The 17894-nt window shown below is 45.9% G+C and carries 14 protein-coding genes; 5 read left to right on the top strand and 9 right to left on the bottom strand.

Features of this window, described 5'->3' with window-relative positions; all coding sequences use genetic code 11:
- Positions 1–24: 24 nt before the first annotated feature.
- Positions 25–1842, top strand: a complete 1818-nt coding sequence (locus DX073_RS02865; RefSeq protein WP_220186701.1) for a Na/Pi cotransporter family protein — start codon at positions 25–27, stop codon at positions 1840–1842.
- A 243-nt stretch (positions 1843–2085) separates the two neighbouring features.
- On the top strand, positions 2086–3675 hold the full coding sequence (locus tag DX073_RS02860) for an inorganic phosphate transporter (protein WP_115005337.1): 1590 nt from the start codon (positions 2086–2088) through the stop codon (positions 3673–3675).
- Positions 3676–4355: 680 nt separating this feature from the next.
- Here the strand turns inward: DX073_RS02860 and gltS are convergent.
- A complete protein-coding gene (gene gltS, locus DX073_RS02855; RefSeq protein WP_115005335.1) occupies positions 4356–5609 on the bottom strand; it encodes a sodium/glutamate symporter in 1254 nt (417 codons plus the stop codon).
- Positions 5610–6109: 500 nt separating this feature from the next.
- On the opposite strand from gltS, the gene prfB reads away from it, so the two are divergent.
- Together prfB and DX073_RS02845 are read left to right on the top strand one after the other, a co-directional pair.
- A protein-coding gene (gene prfB / locus DX073_RS02850) for a peptide chain release factor 2 (protein WP_115005333.1) occupies positions 6110–7205 on the top strand; the annotation gives its coding sequence in 2 pieces (ribosomal slippage) (positions 6110–6181 and positions 6183–7205; 1095 coding nt in all).
- A gap of 163 nt (positions 7206–7368) precedes the next feature.
- Positions 7369–8895 carry an acetyl-CoA hydrolase/transferase family protein gene (locus tag DX073_RS02845; protein ID WP_115005331.1) on the top strand — a complete coding sequence of 509 codons (1527 nt, stop codon included), beginning with the start codon at positions 7369–7371 and terminating at the stop codon, positions 8893–8895.
- Positions 8896–9105: 210 nt separating this feature from the next.
- On the opposite strand, the gene DX073_RS02840 is transcribed toward DX073_RS02845, so the two are convergent.
- The 4 genes from DX073_RS02840 to DX073_RS02825 all read right to left on the bottom strand — a co-directional run bounded on the left by DX073_RS02840 (position 9106) and on the right by DX073_RS02825 (position 12428).
- Complete coding sequence (locus DX073_RS02840; RefSeq protein WP_115005329.1) at positions 9106–9861, bottom strand: tRNA(His) guanylyltransferase Thg1 family protein; 756 nt, start codon at positions 9859–9861, stop codon at positions 9106–9108.
- Positions 9843–10295: an ATP-binding protein gene (locus DX073_RS02835; protein ID WP_115005327.1), complete on the bottom strand. Its 453-nt coding sequence runs from the start codon at positions 10293–10295 to the stop codon at positions 9843–9845. The genes DX073_RS02840 and DX073_RS02835 overlap by 19 nt, the downstream gene beginning before the upstream one ends.
- Positions 10295–11080 carry a hypothetical protein gene (locus DX073_RS02830; RefSeq protein ID WP_115005325.1) on the bottom strand — a complete coding sequence of 262 codons (786 nt, stop codon included), beginning with the start codon at positions 11078–11080 and terminating at the stop codon, positions 10295–10297. The genes DX073_RS02835 and DX073_RS02830 overlap by 1 nt, the downstream gene beginning before the upstream one ends.
- A 187-nt stretch (positions 11081–11267) precedes the next feature.
- Positions 11268–12428: an MFS transporter gene (locus DX073_RS02825; protein ID WP_115006350.1), complete on the bottom strand. Its 1161-nt coding sequence runs from the start codon at positions 12426–12428 to the stop codon at positions 11268–11270.
- 239 nt (positions 12429–12667) lie between these two features.
- On the opposite strand from DX073_RS02825, the gene DX073_RS02820 reads away from it, so the two are divergent.
- Entirely contained in the window at positions 12668–13564 is an 897-nt protein-coding gene (locus tag DX073_RS02820) for a LysR family transcriptional regulator (RefSeq protein ID WP_115005323.1), read from the top strand.
- Between the two features lie 57 nt (positions 13565–13621).
- On the opposite strand, the gene accC is transcribed toward DX073_RS02820, so the two are convergent.
- From accC to DX073_RS02800, 4 genes are all read right to left on the bottom strand, one after another.
- Positions 13622–14965, bottom strand: coding sequence for an acetyl-CoA carboxylase biotin carboxylase subunit (gene accC / locus DX073_RS02815; protein ID WP_115005321.1), 1344 nt, complete (start codon positions 14963–14965; stop codon positions 13622–13624).
- A 10-nt stretch (positions 14966–14975) separates the two neighbouring features.
- Positions 14976–15401 carry an acetyl-CoA carboxylase biotin carboxyl carrier protein gene (accB, locus tag DX073_RS02810; protein ID WP_115006348.1) on the bottom strand — a complete coding sequence of 142 codons (426 nt, stop codon included), beginning with the start codon at positions 15399–15401 and terminating at the stop codon, positions 14976–14978.
- Positions 15402–16126: 725 nt separating this feature from the next.
- A complete protein-coding gene (locus DX073_RS02805; RefSeq protein ID WP_115005319.1) occupies positions 16127–16738 on the bottom strand; it encodes an LOG family protein in 612 nt (203 codons plus the stop codon).
- Positions 16739–16894: 156 nt separating this feature from the next.
- A complete protein-coding gene (locus DX073_RS02800) occupies positions 16895–17839 on the bottom strand; it encodes a DMT family transporter (RefSeq protein WP_115005317.1) in 945 nt (314 codons plus the stop codon).
- Between the last annotated feature and the right edge of the window lie 55 nt (positions 17840–17894).

Raw genomic sequence — 17894 nt, 5'->3', positions numbered from 1 at the left:
ATAGGATTGTCGTGGTTTTTGTTCATGCCACATACCAATCATGAAGTGTCCATCATGAAACGCAAAAACTGCCTACACCATCTCATGCTTGTCGTCTTTGCCGTGGGGCTTGGCTTGTCCTTTTGGTACAGCTCAGCTTGGCTACATCTGTGCTATGGGCTTGCGTTGTTTTTGTTTGGTATGCAGTGCATAGAGGAGGGCTTACACAGCACGGCAGGCGGGACACTTGAAAAACTCATGACCAAAAGCACCGCCACACCTGCCAAGGGCTTTTTGTTTGGGGTGGGTTCGACCTTTATTTTGCAGTCCAGTACGCTTGTATCGCTTTTGACCATCGCCTTTTTGGGGACGGGCATGATTACGCTTGCTGGCGGTATTGCCATCATTTTTGGTACCAACCTTGGGGCAACCACAGGCATTTGGCTACTTGCCTTGGCAGGGCAAAGCGTGAGCTTATCGCCTGTTGCCATTCCTATGCTTGTCTTTGGGATTTTGCTTGGGTTTTTCGGCGGTCAGCCCAAGGCGGTAGGGCGGATATTGGTGGGGGTGGCACTTATTTTTATGGGCATTGATGCCATTAAATCAGGCTTTGGGGCGTTTGGCGGACAGCTTGATTTTGCGTCTTTGAATTTTAGCCCGACCTTAGAAGTGCTGACCTTTGCAGGGATTGGATTTTTATTGACTTGCGTGTTGCAGTCGTCCCATGCTACGCTGATTTTGACCTTGACCGCCCTTGCCAGTATGCAAATCACCATTCCCCAAGCCTTTGCTATTGCGGTCGGTTCAAACTTAGGCTCATCCGCCACGACCGCCATTATGGGCATGATAAGTAGCGAGCGAGCAGGGCAACGCCTTGCGTTGGCACACCTGATTTTTAATGGGGTAACAGCCATTTTGACTTTTGTGCTGTGGATGCCGATGACCACGATAGTGGATGCCATTGCCGAGCTTGCCAATTTTCCGCCTTTGATACAGCTTGCTCTATTTCATACGCTTTTTAATGTGTTTGGTATTGCGGTGTTTTGGCGGTGGCAGGGCAATCTTGCCAATGTTTTAACCAAAATCCTGCCCGACAAAACCAACACCAAACTTCTGCCCGACGGCTCACAGGCGGTCATGCCACGCCATCTTGACCCCAATGCTTTGATGTCGGCAGACATTGCCCTGCGAGCGGTGTCCCAAGAGATTCGCCATTTGGCAAGCCTTAGCATGGAAGTGATGTCGCACGCTGTCTTTGTGCCAAGCGATGACATTTATAAAAAAGACGAGTCGCCAACCGCTCCCACACCGCCTTTTGAGCCAAATGTACAGACTTTGTATGAATGGCAGATTAAGCCTTTGTATGGTGAGATTTTGGACTTTGTCAGCAAAATGGACGTGGATGAGACCGACACTCGCCAAGATGAGCTGACCGCCATTCATCTGGTGGCGTTTACCTTGCTGGGCATGGTAAAAGATGCCAAGCATTTGCAAAAGAACATGGCAAAGTTTTTGGCGATGGATGTAAAGAATGACAAAAAAGATGGCGGCATCAATGATATTGGCAAAGAATACCGCTATCTTAGAGAGCATTTGTTTGTCTCGCTACAAGCCCTTGCCAAAGCCGAAGAAATGAAGCTAGGTTCACAAAAGTGGGTCATGCACATAGATACGCTCATTCGCCATGCTGATGGGCTTGATGACATGCGGGGGCAGGTATTTACCCGCCTTAGAGATGGCGTGCTTGATGGCGAACAAGCATCGTCTTTGATGAATGATATTAGCTATGTCAAACGCATTGAGGAGGGCGTGCTTGAACTTCTGATGGGGGCAGGCGAGATGTTTTGCCATCAGGCACGCTAATGCTGTTAAAAAGCAAAACAATCATAACATTTTGATACATTTTCCCAAAACTTATGAAATGTGTTAAAATTGTCATATAATTGTCATATTTGACTTTTATAATGCAACAATTTTTGGATAAACTTATGTTATCCGTGATGATTAATACGAATTTGTAGTGGCGTTGCCCATTTAAGGAGTTAAAATGGGTGGGGCTTTTTTATTGTGATATTCTTTTAATTTAACCAACCCTTGGCGGATTTTATGGTAAATTCAGCGAAGCAGTCTACGCCCATGGCGGCGAATGTCTTTTTTGCCTTGTTGATGTTAGGTATCAGCGTTTATTTTGTGATATGGGGGCTTGACTACACCAATCATCAGCAAGTCGTGCTGTTCTTAGTAGCGTCATTTTTTGGGATTTTTATGGCGTTTAACATCGGTGGTAATGATGTCGCCAACTCCTTTGGTACGTCAGTCGGAGCGGGGACGCTCAGTGTCACCCAAGCTCTGGCAGTGGCGGCAATTTTTGAAGTCTCTGGGGCGGTGCTTGCTGGAGCTGCCGTTACCGATACAATCCGTAGTGGTATTGTGGATATCTCGGATTTGGGGGTGTCGCCTAACCAGTTTATTTATCTTATGCTCTCGGCACTTATCGCAGCAGCGTTTTGGCTACTGTTTGCCACAAAAAGGGGGTTGCCTGTATCAACCACGCACGCCATCATCGGTGGTATTGTGGGGTCAAGCATTGTGCTTGGCGTAAATTTGGGTGGGTCTGAGCTTGCCTTATCTACTGTCAAATGGTCAAAAATTGGCGAGATTGCCATCTCGTGGGTGCTGTCGCCTGTCCTTGGTGGGGCGTTGTCTTATGTGATTTATGGGCTTATCAAAAAGAACATTTTGGCATACAACGACCAAATGGAAGTTAAAGTCAAAGAATTAAAAGCTGAGAAAAAAGCCCTAAAAGCACGCCAAAAAGAGCATTTTGAAAAATTAAGCGAAAGCGAAAAACTGCCTTACACAACAGCCCTTTTGCGAGACCAAGAAGTTTATAAAGAAATTGACAATGCCGATGAGCTTGAAACGGGCTATTACAAAGAATTATACGCCCTAGAAAACAAGCGTGAAAATCTTGACACCTTAAAAGCATTAAAAACATGGGTGCCACTCATCGCTGCTTTGGGTGCGGTGGTGATGACAGCGATGGTGGTGTTTAAGGGGCTAAAAAACACAGGGCTAAACCTATCCACCTTGCATTCTGCCCTTGTCATGGGTATGATTGGGGCGATGGTGTGGCTTACTGCCTTTATCTATACCAAGACCATTCGTGGTAAGCACAAAGAGGACTTGGGCAAGGCGACCTTTATCATGTTTAGCTGGATGCAGGTATTTACCGCTTGTGCGTTTGCGTTTAGCCACGGCTCAAACGACATCGCCAACGCTGTCGGGCCTTTTGTGGCGATTATGGAAGTGATAAAAGAGAACGCCATTGCCGCCAAAGCCACCGTACCTGCTCCTGTGATGGTAACCTTTGGTGTGTCGCTTATCGTGGGGCTTTGGTTTATTGGTAAAGAAGTTATCCAAACTGTTGGCACAAATTTGACCGAAATGCACCCAGCATCGGGCTTTTCTGCCGAGCTTGCGGCGGCGGCTGTTGTTATGGGAGCGTCAAGCCTTGGCATTCCTGTGTCTAGTACGCATATTCTTGTCGGAGCGGTGCTGGGTATTGGACTTGTGAACAAAAGCACCAACTGGAAACTCATGAAACCCATCGGGCTTGCGTGGGTCATCACACTTCCTGCAGCGGCGGCGATTAGTGCCATGGCGTTTTTGGCATTGTCGGCGATATTTGGTTGATGATTAGAATTCTTGAGAAATTCAAAAATTTTAGCTTGCAAACCTTGATTTTATTGGATTTGGAATTTTGACAAGCTCAATAAAATTGTAATTTCGCAAGAGGTCAAAAACATAAAGAAGGGCGTGTTTATCGCTCTTTTTTGTGGGTAAAATTCAAAACCCATGACTATTGTCTTAGATGATTGTAAATACGGTCTAAAACTTTAAAAGTTGGTTCTAGTTAAAAAATTATGCTACAAAGAAAACTGTTCGTGATGAGCTATATCCACCCACGACGGTTTTCCGACTCGCAGACAAGCTTAGGGTGAACGGAAAAATTAGTTCAGCATACTTTTTAGGCCACTACCAAAACGTTAAGTTTTTATCTTATTTCATAAAACTATTACACCCAACCAACTTGATATTTACCACGGGTTTGTAGGGGTGTGCTGAGCACACCCTTTGATGATATTACTATACAAGGCGTGCTCAGCACGCCCCCATATCCACATATCATTGTATTTGTAGTAATTTTAAAGTTTCTTGGGTGTATCAGTGTTCAACATGCCCTACAAAACCAACAATTCCAACATGACTAACAGCCATGGTTGGAGATAATCTTTGATAAAGTGGGGGTTGTTAGGTTTGAATTTACCAACAAAAAAGGCGTACCTAACGATACGCCTTTTTATTTATAGGGTTTATTTCATAAATGGCAACATCAAGAAACCTTGTAGCACCACAAGATTCATCAAATCCACAAAGAACGCCCCCACCATTGGGATAATCAAAAACGCCTTGTGGGATGCACCATAACGGTCAGTAACCGCTTGCATGTTTGCCACGGCGGTCGGGGTTGCACCCATACCAAAACCACAATGACCTGCCGCCAGTACTGCCGAATCGTAGTTTTTGCCCATGACTCTAAACGTCACAAAGTAGGCAAACAAAATCATCACAATGGTCTGTACAACTAGGATGATAACCAAAGGACCTGCTAAGTCGGCAAGTTCCCACAGTTTTAATGACATGAGTGCCATTGCCAAAAATAGGCTCAAAGACGCATTGCCAAACACATCAATGGCACGGTCAAACATATCAAAATTAAAAAGACTGGTCAAAACGTTACGCAAAATCACGCCTGTAGCCAACGCCCACACAAAGGTCGGAACTTTAAGCTGAGCTAACCACTCGATGTCTTTGGCAACACCGCTCATATAGTCGGCAGCCACCAAACACACAGCAAACAAAGCCAAAGTTTCTACTGCAGACACGGCAGTAATCAAGCGAACGCTGTCGGCTTTTTCAAACACGGTGTTGTTGGCGTCATTGCTACCGTCTGTTTTGTCAAGGTTTGCGTTGTTTGGTGCGGTATTGACGGCTTGCATGCCCATGTTTTTGATAAGGCGTTTTGCCACAGGACCACCGATAAGACCGCCTGCCACCAAGCCATAAGTTGCTGCCGCAATGCCCATGGTAATAGCCCCTGTTACGCCATAGTCGTTTTCAAGGGTTGCCCCCCACGCACCTGCCGTGCCATGACCGCCAATCAAACTGATAGAGCCTGCCACAAGCCCCATGATAGGGTCAAGTCCAAGCATAGATGCCAGTGCCACGCCCACCCCGTTTTGTACAAGCAGGAAAAAACCGACCACGACCGTCAAAATAACCAGTGGTAGCCCACCTGCTTTTAGACGGCGAAAATCTGCCGACAAGCCGATGGATGAGAAAAACATCAGCATACAGGCGGTTTGTAATTCTTTATGAATGTTAAAGACGTAACCGTATTGGAAGTTTAAAAAATAAATGATGGCAGCTGCAAGTAAGCCACCTGCCACAGGCTCAGGGATGTTAAAATCTTCTAAAAATTTAATCTTTTTAACCAAAAATTGCCCCACAAGTAGGACAATGGTCGCCAAAATCAGCGTATAGTAGCCGTTTAGTGTGATTTCCACGTGACACTCCTTTATAAAATATAGACTCAAACCTAAAAGAGTTTAGGGCATGCCTACCATTGATAACATTTTTATAAAATAAGATAAAAATTTAATGTTTTAAATTGGTTTTTGCATGAAAAATGGCTATCCGACCACTTAATCGTGTAAATTTTCAAGATTTTAACTTAATTTTCAAAATTAAGTGGTCGGATTGTGGCTCGAAGTCAAAAACTCGTTTGATAGAACGACCATCAAACTTCACTTTTTCCTTGAAAAACATGTGACTTTTCTCATTTTTCATGGCAAATACCAAAAGCAAGCACGCCCTAGTTGGTTGTTAATTTTCTTAAAAGTTATGATTTTCAATGACTTACAAAAATCAGTTGAAAATGGTTTATTATAAACAAAAAGTTACAATAAAGCAAATCATGTGTTTTGGTTCGTGTTTGTTTTTTCACATTTGTAGAGAAAATTTGTTATAATACGCTTATTTTTAAATCCATTGCAAGGTAATCATCATGGAAATCGCCCCATATCAAGAACAAATCAAAGACCTACACGCTCGTGGCAAAGAGCTTTGGGGGTATCTTTGACGTCGAAAGCAAAAAAGAACGCCTAGAAGAAGTCAATCTAGAACTAGAAAACCCTGACATCTGGAACGACCCTGAGCTTGCCACCAAAATCAGCAAAGAAAAATCCGTCCTAAATGGTATCGTGGGTGTGGTGGACGGCTTGACCGCCAAGCTAGATGACGCTGCCGCCATGTTGGAGCTTGCCGTAGAAGCGGACGATGAGAGCCTACTGGCAGACGTGCAAGCCGAGCTTGATGAGGCTTTAAAGAGCGTGGAAGACTTAGAATTTAAACGGATGTTTAGCGGCGAGATGGACGCTAACAACTGCTACCTAGACATACAGGCAGGCTCTGGCGGGACAGAAGCCCAAGACTGGTCGGAGATGCTTTTGCGTATGTATCTGCGTTGGTGCGAGTCGCATGGCTTTAAGGCGGAAGTTTTAGAAGTGTCCGAAGGCGGTGTGGCAGGCATTAAGTCGGCAACCATTGCGGTCAAGGGTGATTATGCTTTTGGTTGGCTTCGCACCGAGATTGGCGTTCATCGTTTGGTGCGTAAATCGCCATTTGACAGCAACAACGGTCGCCATACGTCATTTTCGGCGGTGTTTGTCTCCCCTGAGATTGATGATAATGTACAGATTGACATCAACCCTGCCGATTTGCGAATTGATACTTATCGTTCAAGCGGGGCGGGCGGTCAGCACGTTAATACCACCGACTCTGCCGTGCGTATCACGCACGGGCCCACAGGCGTGGTCGTGGCGTGCCAAAACGAGCGTTCACAGCATGCCAACAAAGACACCGCCATGAAAATGCTCCGTGCCAAACTCTACGAGCTTGAAATGCAAAAACGCATGGAAAAACAGCAAGCCCTAGAAGACAGCAAATCTGACATCGGTTGGGGCAGTCAAATCCGCTCCTATGTGCTCGATGATTCACGCATTAAGGATTTACGTACGGGCGTTGAGACGTCCAACACGCAAGCGGTGTTAAATGGTGATTTGGATAAATTTATCGTGGCAAGTTTAAAGGCGGGATTGTGATTTTTAAAATCAATTATGATAAATGGTAATGATTGATTTTGCCTATCAAAAAATCCTGCTAAATATTGTAACAAACTATTTATTTTATTGTTTGCAGGTGTTAAAATCTTAACACCTGTTTAAAGGGTATTTTTAATTTCCATGATTTCAATAAGGAATGATTATGTCAATTGACCGTGTTCGCCACGCTGCTTTGCGTGAAAAAGTAATGAGTGCTGATGAAGCCGCCCAATTTATCCAAAATGGCATGATGCTTGCTGTTACAGGCTTTACAGGGGCAGGTTATCCAAAAGCGATGCCAACCGCCATCGCCAACAAAGCCAAAGACGCTCACGCCAAAGGCGAGAAATTTAGCGTAGGCATGGTAACAGGTGCGTCCACCGCCCCTGAGTGTGATGGCGTGCTTGCCGAAGCCAAAGCCTTGCATTTTCGCTCACCCTTTCAGTCTGACCCTACACTTCGTAACGGCATTAACGCAGGCGAGATTGCTTATCAAGACATGCACCTATCGCACGTTGAACAGCAAATGCGTCAAGGCTTTTATGGTAAATTTGACGTAGCTATCGTTGAAGCGACTGCCATTACTGAAAATGGCGAGCTGATTTTTGCGATGGGTATCGGTCATGGCGTAGAAGCGGTCAAAAATGCCGACAAAGTCATCGTTGAGATTAACGCCGCCCTAAGTGCAGGCTTAGAAGGTATGCACGACATTTATGGCGATGTGGGTCTGCCACCGCACCGTAAACCGATTCCTGTGGTAGGGGCGTTTGACCGTATCGGCACGGCAGGGTTAGCCATTGACCCTGACAAAATCGTAGCGATTGTATTTACCAACGCAGGCGACCGTAACTCTAAGTTTGCTGAGCCCGATGACATCTCTAAGCGTATCGCCGCCCAAGTCATTGATTTTCTTGACCATGAAGTCAAAGCAGGTCGCTTGCCTAAGAGCCTACTACCGCTCCAATCAGGCGTGGGTAACGTAGCGAATGCGGTTATGGCAGGATTGCTTGACGCTCCATTTGATGATTTGACAGGTTATACCGAAGTATTGCAAGACGGCATGCTTGATTTGATTCTTGCCAAAAAAATGAAAACAGCGTCCGCCACCGCCTTGTCATTTAGCCCAGATGCTCTGGCTCGCTTTAACGAAAACATTGAGTTCTTAAAAGACAAAATCATCCTTCGTCCTATGGAAATCAGCAACAACCCAGAAGTCATTCGCCGTTTGGGTGTGATTGGCATGAACTCCATGATTGAAGCGGATATTTATGGCAACGTAAACTCAACGCACGTCATGGGTACTCGCATGATGAACGGCATTGGCGGTTCTGGCGACTTTACTCGTAACGGCTTTTTTAGTATTTATGTCAGCCCGTCTACCGCAAAAGGCGGGGCAATCTCGGCAATCGTGCCAATGGTAAGCCACCACGACCACACCGAGCATGACGTGATGTTTATCGTAACAGAGCAAGGCATGGCAGATTTGCGTGGTAAGTCGCCAAAAGAGCGTGCCAAACTTATCATCGATAACTGCTCGCACCCTGATTACCGTGATATGCTCCGTGATTATTATGACCGTGCATTCGTGGCAAGCCAAAAATCAGGCGGTGTACACACCCCACACCTATTGCTAGAAGCCCTATCATGGCACCAACGTTTTGTTGAAACGGGCGATATGCGCATCAAGTAATCATCACTTTGGTAAAACACCCAAGTTGTCGCTTGGGTGTTTTTTTGGGCGGATTTATAACGGCAAATTGCATTTGCCCTTGATATGGTTTTTTTGTAAGGTGCGTACCACGCACCTTTTAGGTGAAATGATAAATTGGTGCGTATTACGCCAGTTGGTGTATTTTGATGATATTTTTTATTGAGCAACATCATATTTTAAAGGTTAAATTTAACCGAGCATACCCCCAATCATTTCACGATACTCATCATAAATGGGTAGATTATCATCAATAGCCAAGGTTCTGCGTAAGGTGGTTGTCTGCTCGCCTGTTTTGGGGTTAAAGCCGTCTTTTTGAACGTCTTGCCAATATATCCCCACGCCACGCTTTTGCCAATTTGGTACGTCATTAAAATTAATGCCGTTTTGAAATAGCAGTTCATGCTTTTCGCCTACTGATTTGTATAATAAAAAATCGGCACTTGCTTTTGGTGATTGTCCTTGTTTTCTAAGTAGCCAATAACAATGCGTGTTTAAGCCGTTTCTATGAGCGTCTTCTTGTCGCCAGCTAAAATAATCCTGCACGAGCTTTTGAGTTGGCAATTCACAAATGCGAGCGTCAAAACTCGCTGGGGCGTTCATGATAAGACTAAATACCCCACTTGCTTCGCCTGCCAATAGTGAGATGATTTTGCGAGTTTTGCGGTTAAAACTGTCGTCATTGATGTGCAACAGCAGAGAAATCTCATCGCTTTGGGTGTAGCCATAGACCACACGAAAGCCAGTATTCATCAGGTGTTCGGTGGTTTTGGTCATGGCGTGATGAAAAGTGTCATCAAAAGGGCGGTTGAGTTGCCAAACATCGTCTGCCTTTTTGGTAAAGCCCCGTCCGTCTAGTCGCACGACCATGTGAACATCTGGCAAGACAAAGCTGTCATGTAAGGTTTCGTATTGACGTAATCTTGTGTCTAATTCGTCAAATCGCATGCATACTCCTGTACTTCAAAGTCGCCACCAGTGTTTTTTACCACAAAAATCTTATCAAAGCCTTCATCAAAATCAGGTCGGCTAAGCACTTTGGCAACTGATTTTAGTCCTACTTCAGGGATTTTGGCTTTGCCGTGTCGTCTGTTATTATTGGCAAGTGCCACATCAAACGGCACATCAAAATAATAGGCGATGACCTTAAAATGATGAGCCTTTGCCAAACGGATATAATCCGCTCGGACATCTCTGGTCGGATTGGTTTTGTCTATCACGGTGGGGGTTTTGCTGTCTAGGCACGCCCCAAACAGCCGTTTTTCACGGTGAGCAGTTTTTAGCATATCGCCATTTAGCCGAATGTGCGTATCAACAAACCGCTCTTTATAAAACGTGGATTTGCCCGCCCCTTGCAAGCCGATAAAAATGATAAGCTCCATTAGGCTTCTTTGTCACCCGCCTTGTTAGGATTGTCTTTTTCGGTGATGATGGGGCTGTTTGGGTCGCCAAAGCTCAATATATCACCAAAGTTGGGCTGTACTTTTAAGATAAGCTGTTCTTTTTTGACCACGCCGTGATTGACCTGAGCTTTTTTTAGGTAATTTTTGATGTTCTCGGGGAGCCAACGTCCGATTTCTAAGTAGATGACGTTGCCTTTATACTCGATAAAGGGCTTGCCTTTGAGTTTGGGCGACAGCGACAACAAAAAGGGCAGGGGGTCTTTTCTAAGTAGGGTGCGATAGGCAGGCACGGCAAACTTGATGGCAGGGGTCTTCCACCATGATTTGCTGTGCAGGGTGATGATGTCGGTGTTGGAGATTTGTTCAAAGGCGAACCGCTGAACATGACGGTCAAGACGGGCTTCGGTGAGCTTAAAATTACACGCTACCGACAGGTGCATGTCTAGCACATCTGCTGTGCAGTAGAGCCTTAAAAAGTCATCAAAAAGTTCAAGGTGTAAATCTAGCACCATGCCGACATTTTGTACCACAAATTGATTTAGGGCGTCATTGATCTGCTCCTGACTGCCTGTTACATAAATCTCATCAACCAAATCGCTTGCGGTATTAGTGTAGCTGTGTTTGATGTTGGTTAGGATATTTTGAATACTGGTAGTGATGTTGTCAAATAAATTTTCGTTTTCAAAGGCGAATCCTGTTTGCTCAAATCCTGCTTGTTCGTCAGAAAAATCCGCCTGCGTGCGACTGTCGTAAATGTTATTCATAAATGCTAAAAAATAAAAGGGAAATAAAAAGCTGTACTATTGTAGCAAAAATTCGGTAAAAATGGGTAGATTTATGTGCAAATCGGGTAAATAACAATCCATCTGGTGCTGTAGGTTAATTTTTGATTAAATGTAATTTTTTATATGTCATTTTAAAAGGTTTATTCATTGAAAATACCTTTTATCATCACGCCTTTTTCATAAGACCCATTACCACGCCCAACGCCAACAGTTGCACGCCAAAGATGGTCAGCACGGCATAGAGCCACCCACCATGAGCATAGGCGATGGCACAGACCCATGCCCCGACACTGCCCCCGCCATAGTAGCCCATGTAGTACAGTCCTGACGCCAGAGAACGCCCTTCTTTGACATGGCTTGCGATGTAGCTGATGGTCGCCGACTGCGTGATGAATACCCCTGATGACATGATGGTCAAGCCGATGATGATGAGCGGTAGGGGAGTGGATAAAGTGATGAATAGCCCTGTAATGGAACAGATGACGGCAAAGATGATGGTGCCTGTCATGCCAAAGCGAGCGATGATTTTGGCGGACAAGGGGGTGATGACCATGCCGATAAGATACAGAGCAAAGATGTTCGCCAGATGAGACGCTGATAGCTGATAAGGGGCATCGGCTAGGTGTAAGTTGATAAAGGTAAAACAGCCCACCAAGCTAAACAGCACACAGCCACCGAGCAGGCAGGAACTCATGACATGGCGGTTTTTGGTGTGGGACAGGAGCAGGCGTAGGGCGTCTTGGAAGTTTTGGCTTTTTTTAAAGTGTTGCGATTTGGGTAGGCTTTTTAGTACCCACACCGCCCCCACCAAGGTCAGCACCGCCATGACCCCATAGCCCCACCGCCAGCCTATCCATTCGTGTAAATGCCCTGCAAAGAACCGTCCGCTAAAACCGCCCAGCACCGTGCCTGCCACATACAGACTCATCATGCCAGCGATGTTGTCACCGTACTCTTCGCCAATGTAGGCAATGAGTACCACCGTGATACCAGGGACGGCAAGCCCCTGCAAGAACCGCCAAAACGTCAGCCCATCCACCGACCCCGCCATACCGACCATAAAAGTGGGAATGGCAAGCATGAGTAGCGAGCCGATGATAAACCGCCGTCGCCCAAAGGCATCCGAGAGCATGCCCATAAAAGGCGACATCAGGGCAATCGCCATGACTGTTGCCCCGACCGCCAACCCCACTTGAACTTCGCTTGCCTGCAAGTCCTGCATGAGTACCGGCAAAATCGCCTGCACTGAATAGACCTGTAAAAAGGCAAAAAAGCCAATCATGGCAATGGTGAATTTCTGGGTAAAAGTGGGATTGTGGGCGGTCATGACATTATCAAAGATAGCAGGTAACATGGTATTGTATCACAATTTAGCAAAGCTAAGACAGATGTGAGATATTTATTAGAAAACCACTTAAAATTAATACTTTCATCATTTTGTCTTATTTATTTTTTAAAAAACATAACCAAAAGTAAATAAAGTTATTACCAATCCCCAAAAATTTGATATAATATTGCACTGACAACTTTGTCATAATACGATAATCATTTACGCAGGAGTGCGACATGAATACCACCAATTTATCCACGTTCATTACCGTCATGCAAACTGGCAGTATCTCAGGTGCTGCCGAGAAACTGTTCATTACCCAACCTGCCGTTTCCAAGCGGATTAAGAGCTTAGAAGATGAGTTTGGCACGGCACTGTTTGACACCATCGGGCGTGGCATTATCCCCACGGCATCGGCTCATGAGCTACTGCCCTACGCCAAAAAATGGCTTGAAGACTATGAGAGCTGTAAAGCCAGTCTGCTTTACTCAAAGGAAGTGGCGACTGGGCGACTGGTCATCGGCACCAGTCATCATATCGGACTGCACCACTTGCCCCCTGTCTTAAAGCAGTTTATCCAAACTTATCCGTCTGTTCAGCTAGAAGTACAGTTCATGGACAGCGAAACGGCACACAAGGCGGTGTTAGAAGGCGATGTGGCATTGGCATTTTTGACCTTACCCCCGACTTTTGACAGACGACTGGCGTATCATACGCTGTGGTCTGACCCACTGTATTTTGTCACGGGGGTACTAAGCCCATTGGCACAGCAGTCGTCTGTGAGTCTCTTGCAACTGGCACGTCATCCTGCGATTTTGCCTGCGGCGAATACTTTTACCAGTCAGATTACCTTGGCTGAGTTTAATAAGCACAACCTACGCCCCTTTGCCACCATGAGTACCAATCCGTTAGAATCTATTCGTATGCTTGTGTCTGTGGGACTGGGCTGGTCGGTGCTACCTGAGACACTCATTAATCAAGATTTGGTAAAGATTGACCTAAAAGAGCATGTGGAGTTGCAACGTCATCTCGGACTGGTTATCAATCCTAATCTAACCCGTTCATCAGGGACAGACGCCTTACTTGATATGTTGGGCATTAAAGATGTACAGAGTGAAGAGAATCGGGCGTAATAATAAAAACCTTGGTGAGAGCCAAGGTTTTTTATTGATTTGCTAAAAAGTGATGAGTTAGTTGCCCTTTAACAAATGATTTTCCAAATAATGAATGTTTTGGGCTTCTTCGGTAAAGGCTTCATCTTGCAATATCACATCACGGTGCAAGGCAGTGTTGGTCTTAATACCTTCGATGATGAGTTCATCTAGGGCGTGGAGCATTTTTTGTACGACCTGCTTGCGAGTTTGGGCGTGGCAGATAAGCTTGCCAATCATCGAGTCATAGTAGCTAGGAATGCTGTACCCTTGATACAAATGACTGTCAAACCGCACGCCAGAACCGCTTGGGGCGAATAGATTGTCAATGCGACCAGGGCAGGGCATAAAGGTCTTGGGGTCTTCGGCATTGATACGACATTCCATGGCATGACCGTGAATGGTAATCTCATCTTGATGATAGGACAGACCATAACCTGCGGCGATTTTAAGCTGTTCAACAATGATATCAATACCCGTAATCATCTCGGTCACAGGGTGCTCAACTTGCACACGAGTATTCATCTCGATAAAGAAAAACTGCTCATTTTCATACAAAAACTCAAACGTCCCCGCCCCACGATAGCCGATTTGTTCGCACGCACGCACGCACGCATCTAAAATCGGCTGTTTGATGTCGTCAGGGATACCAGGGGCAGGGGCTTCTTCTAGCACCTTTTGGTGGCGACGTTGGAGTGAGCAGTCACGGTCAAACAGATGTAGGGCGTTGCCATTGCCATCGCCTAGGACTTGAACTTCTACGTGGCGTGGGTTTTTCAAAAACCGCTCCATATAGACCGTATCATCACCAAAGGCGTTTTTGGCTTCGGTTTTGGCGGCTTGGACTTGATTGATAAGCTCTTCAAAACGTTCGACCACACGCATGCCACGACCGCCCCCGCCAGCTGCCGCTTTGACGATGAGCGGAAAGCCGATGGCACGAGCTTGCTCTTCGGCATTGTGTAGGGTGATGGCACCGACTGAGCCAGGGACAGTGGGTACGCCTGCTTGTTTCATGGCATTGATGGCAGAGACCTTGTTACCCATCAGGCGGATGTGGTCAGGGTGGGGGCCCACAAAAGTCAGCCCTGCTTCTTCGACCTGCTCGGCAAAGTCGGCATTCTCGGACAAAAAGCCATAACCAGGGTGAATGGCATCCGCCCCCGTTATCTCGGCAGCGGTCAAGATGGCAGGGATGGACAGATAGCTTTGGGTGGATGGGGCGTCGCCAATGCAGACCGCTTCATCACAAAACCGCAGGTGCATCAAATCCTTGTCCGCCGATGAATACACGCCCACCGTCTGTATGCCAAGCTGTTTGCACGCACGTACGATACGCAAGGCAATCTCGCCACGGTTGGCAATCAATAACTTCTTAATCATAACTCACCCGTTAGGCTTTGTAGCGAATGACAGGTTGCCCAAACTGCACCACGTCAGCGTTAGACACCAAAATCTCTTCAATGATACCGCTTTGGGTGGCTTCTAGGGGGTTCATGATTTTCATGGCTTCGATGATGCCAAGCTGGTCGCCTGCTTCTACTTTTTGCCCGACTTTGACAAAAGGTGGGTCGTTCGGACTAGGGGCGGAGTAAAATACCCCGACCATGGGCGATGTCTCAACCTTACCGCTTGGGGCTTTTGGCGTGGGGGCGGTTGGTGCGGTACTGGCAGGAGCGGACATTTGGGGCATGGCAACGGTTTGTACCGCCACGTTACGGGTCAGATGAACATAGCTGTCATCGTTGCCCAATTCTAGGCTTGCCAAATCCTTTTCTTCCATGAGTTCAATCAACTCACGAATCTGAGCGATGTCAATGGTGGCATTCGTTGCCGTTTGTGTTTTTGTGGATTGGGAAGTTGGTTTTTGGGTGTTTTTTAGAATGCCCATGCCGTCACCTTATAAAATGTAAAAGTTTATTGTAACAAATTTTTTCAAAATCGCCTAGTGGCAATCATCGGCGTTATTGTTAAAATCGGTAACGCAAAAATTTGTATTATCATCAGGTGCATAGTGTACATGCGTACGGATATTTTGCAAGTATTTTTTACGATTTTGGGCAAATTTTTTACAAAAATAGGGTAAATTGGGCAAAATAAAGATAAGATATGATTAATTTTTAATCATTTTTAATGGTTGGATTGTTAATGAATGCCCTTTAAAATTTTTCTTTATAAATTGGGATTGGGCTTGTAGGGGATGCTGGTTTTGTGTTCATACATCATTGAACATGCTTTTGGACAGGTTTTGTAGGGGCAAATTGCAATTTTCCCTATGTAACGTCTTGATTTTTGGGTAAATATGATTTGTTCTTACACGTTTAAATTTAGAATATACACCCAAGAAACTTTAAAATTACTACAAATACAATGATGTGTGGACGTAGGGGAGTGCTGAGCACGCCTTGTATGGTAATATCATCAAAGGGTGTGCAGAGCCAACCCCTACAAACCCGTGGTAAATATCAAGTTGGTTGGGTGTATCTTTAATTGTAAATAACAGTTTTAAATCAACAACCTACATTAAGTCGGTAACACACAACATCAAGAGACAATCTCATCAAGCCATGCTGGTCTGACCCATTTGGGGGCATCGATGAATTTAAAATTTGACATTTTATGCAGTAGCTCTTCGCTGTTGTCGGCGATGCACAAAAGCTGTAAATTCTCTTTGGGCATAAATCCGCTCTTAGCAGTCTTGGCGAGCATGTCAAGTAGCGGGTCAAAGAAATGAGCGACATTTAACAAACCGATGGGTTTGCGGATGAGATTAAGCTGAGTGATGGACAGCACTTCAAACAGCTCTTCATACGTCCCCAAACCGCCTGCCATGGCGATAAAGCCGTCCGCCAGTTCGATGAGCTTGGTTTTGCGAGTGACCATGTCGGGGGTTTCGATGAGTTCGGTCAGTCCTAGATGGGCGACTTCCTTTTGTTTTAAAAAAGTGGGAATCACGCCAATGACTTCCCCGCCATGCGATAACGTACTGTCGGCAAGCGTTCCCATGAGTCCGACATTGCCCCCGCCATAGATAAGGCGGATATTATGATGGGCAAGGCGTTCGCCTAGGATTTGGGCGTGATGATAATAATCGGGAATCTCACCAAAGTTAGAACCGCAATAGACGGTGATGTTATTTAGCTTGATGGCAGACATAAAAACTCGCTATATTTTTACTTATTTATCAAGGTAATTTGTGGGCGTTGTTACAAAAAATTCAAATGACATTTATAAAACATTTTGTCAAAACAATAAACACCCTAATTTAACAAAACTTTGATAAAAAATCAATGATGGCTTGGGTGGTATGGTTTATCTAGATGATTTGAACAAACGATTTTTTAGCACACCCACATAACGCCATGGCTGTATCGTACCAAGCCCCATGCCGATGAGTCCTAGCACCATGACACTGTTTAGGGGTTCGCCCAAGAGTGGCACGGCAAGTAAGGCTGAGAGAAACGGGGCAAGACTGGCAAGTCCGCCAGCGAAAAACGCCCCAAGTCGCTCCACCGCCAGTGAATACGTCATCGTGGCAAATATCATCACCATGACGCTATGAAACGCCCCTTGGATGATGGCATGCGACAAAGATACGCCACCAAAGCCCAAACCGCCCACGCCTAGATACAGTAGCACGCCATAGATGGGCAGGTAGAGTATCGCTGACCAGATGGCGGTGCTACACATGACTTGCCATGGGCTAAATCCCCATTCTTTTAGCATGATACCATAACCTGCCCAACAGCAGGCACAGATGACAAACAGTACATCGCCCACGCCAAAGGATAAGCCCTTGATGAGCATGAGAGCGGTCATGAGTGTGAGTGTGATGATGATAAGGATGAGTGCGATTTTGGTGTCGTGGTCGGGGCGTTTTTTGAGCAGTAGGAGCATGAGTAGGGCGGTGGCGACAGGTATCATGCCATTTAAAAACACCGCCCCATGCACCACAGGGGCAAGCAAAAAAGCACTGTACACAAGCGAGCTATAACCAACCCCGCCAAACAGTGCTAAGATGACGGCTTTGGGTTGCCACAAAAATGCCGTATTTTGCCGATAGATGAGTACGGGCAAAAGTAGCCCCGCCGACACGCCAAAACGCACGGCGATGATGTCCCACGCTGATATGCCCCAACTGGCGTTTAGGCGAGCAAGTAAGCTAAAACTGCCCCACACGAGCATGGTCAGTACGATACAAACGTAGCCTTGGGCGGTGGGCGATAGCTGACAAAACAGCTGGCGTAAATGGGTCATGAACATTACCAAGCGATGGACAGATGGGTGGAAAAACGGGCGATACAAAAACTGC

It is taken from the genome of Moraxella lacunata (assembly GCF_900453205.1).
Lineage (GTDB): Bacteria > Pseudomonadota > Gammaproteobacteria > Pseudomonadales > Moraxellaceae > Moraxella > Moraxella lacunata_B.
The sequence above is the reverse complement of the archived record's forward strand: the minus strand, read 5'-3'. Positions and strand labels throughout refer to the sequence as shown.

What these genes read in the sequence shown, in the direction of transcription:
- DX073_RS02865 (WP_220186701.1), top strand. Translation starts at nt 25, where the DNA reads ATGCCACATACCAATCATGAAGTGTCCATCATGAAACGCAAAAACTGC.
- DX073_RS02860 (WP_115005337.1), top strand. Translation starts at nt 2,086, where the DNA reads ATGGTAAATTCAGCGAAGCAGTCTACGCCCATGGCGGCGAATGTCTTT.
- DX073_RS02845 (WP_115005331.1), top strand. Translation starts at nt 7,369, where the DNA reads ATGTCAATTGACCGTGTTCGCCACGCTGCTTTGCGTGAAAAAGTAATG.
- DX073_RS02840 (WP_115005329.1), bottom strand. Translation starts at nt 9,861, where the DNA reads ATGCGATTTGACGAATTAGACACAAGATTACGTCAATACGAAACCTTA.
- DX073_RS02835 (WP_115005327.1), bottom strand. Translation starts at nt 10,295, where the DNA reads ATGGAGCTTATCATTTTTATCGGCTTGCAAGGGGCGGGCAAATCCACG.
- DX073_RS02830 (WP_115005325.1), bottom strand. Translation starts at nt 11,080, where the DNA reads ATGAATAACATTTACGACAGTCGCACGCAGGCGGATTTTTCTGACGAA.
- DX073_RS02825 (WP_115006350.1), bottom strand. Translation starts at nt 12,428, where the DNA reads ATGACCGCCCACAATCCCACTTTTACCCAGAAATTCACCATTGCCATG.
- DX073_RS02820 (WP_115005323.1), top strand. Translation starts at nt 12,668, where the DNA reads ATGAATACCACCAATTTATCCACGTTCATTACCGTCATGCAAACTGGC.
- accC (WP_115005321.1), bottom strand. Translation starts at nt 14,965, where the DNA reads ATGATTAAGAAGTTATTGATTGCCAACCGTGGCGAGATTGCCTTGCGT.
- DX073_RS02805 (WP_115005319.1), bottom strand. Translation starts at nt 16,738, where the DNA reads ATGTCTGCCATCAAGCTAAATAACATCACCGTCTATTGCGGTTCTAAC.
- DX073_RS02800 (WP_115005317.1), bottom strand. Translation starts at nt 17,839, where the DNA reads ATGACCCATTTACGCCAGCTGTTTTGTCAGCTATCGCCCACCGCCCAA.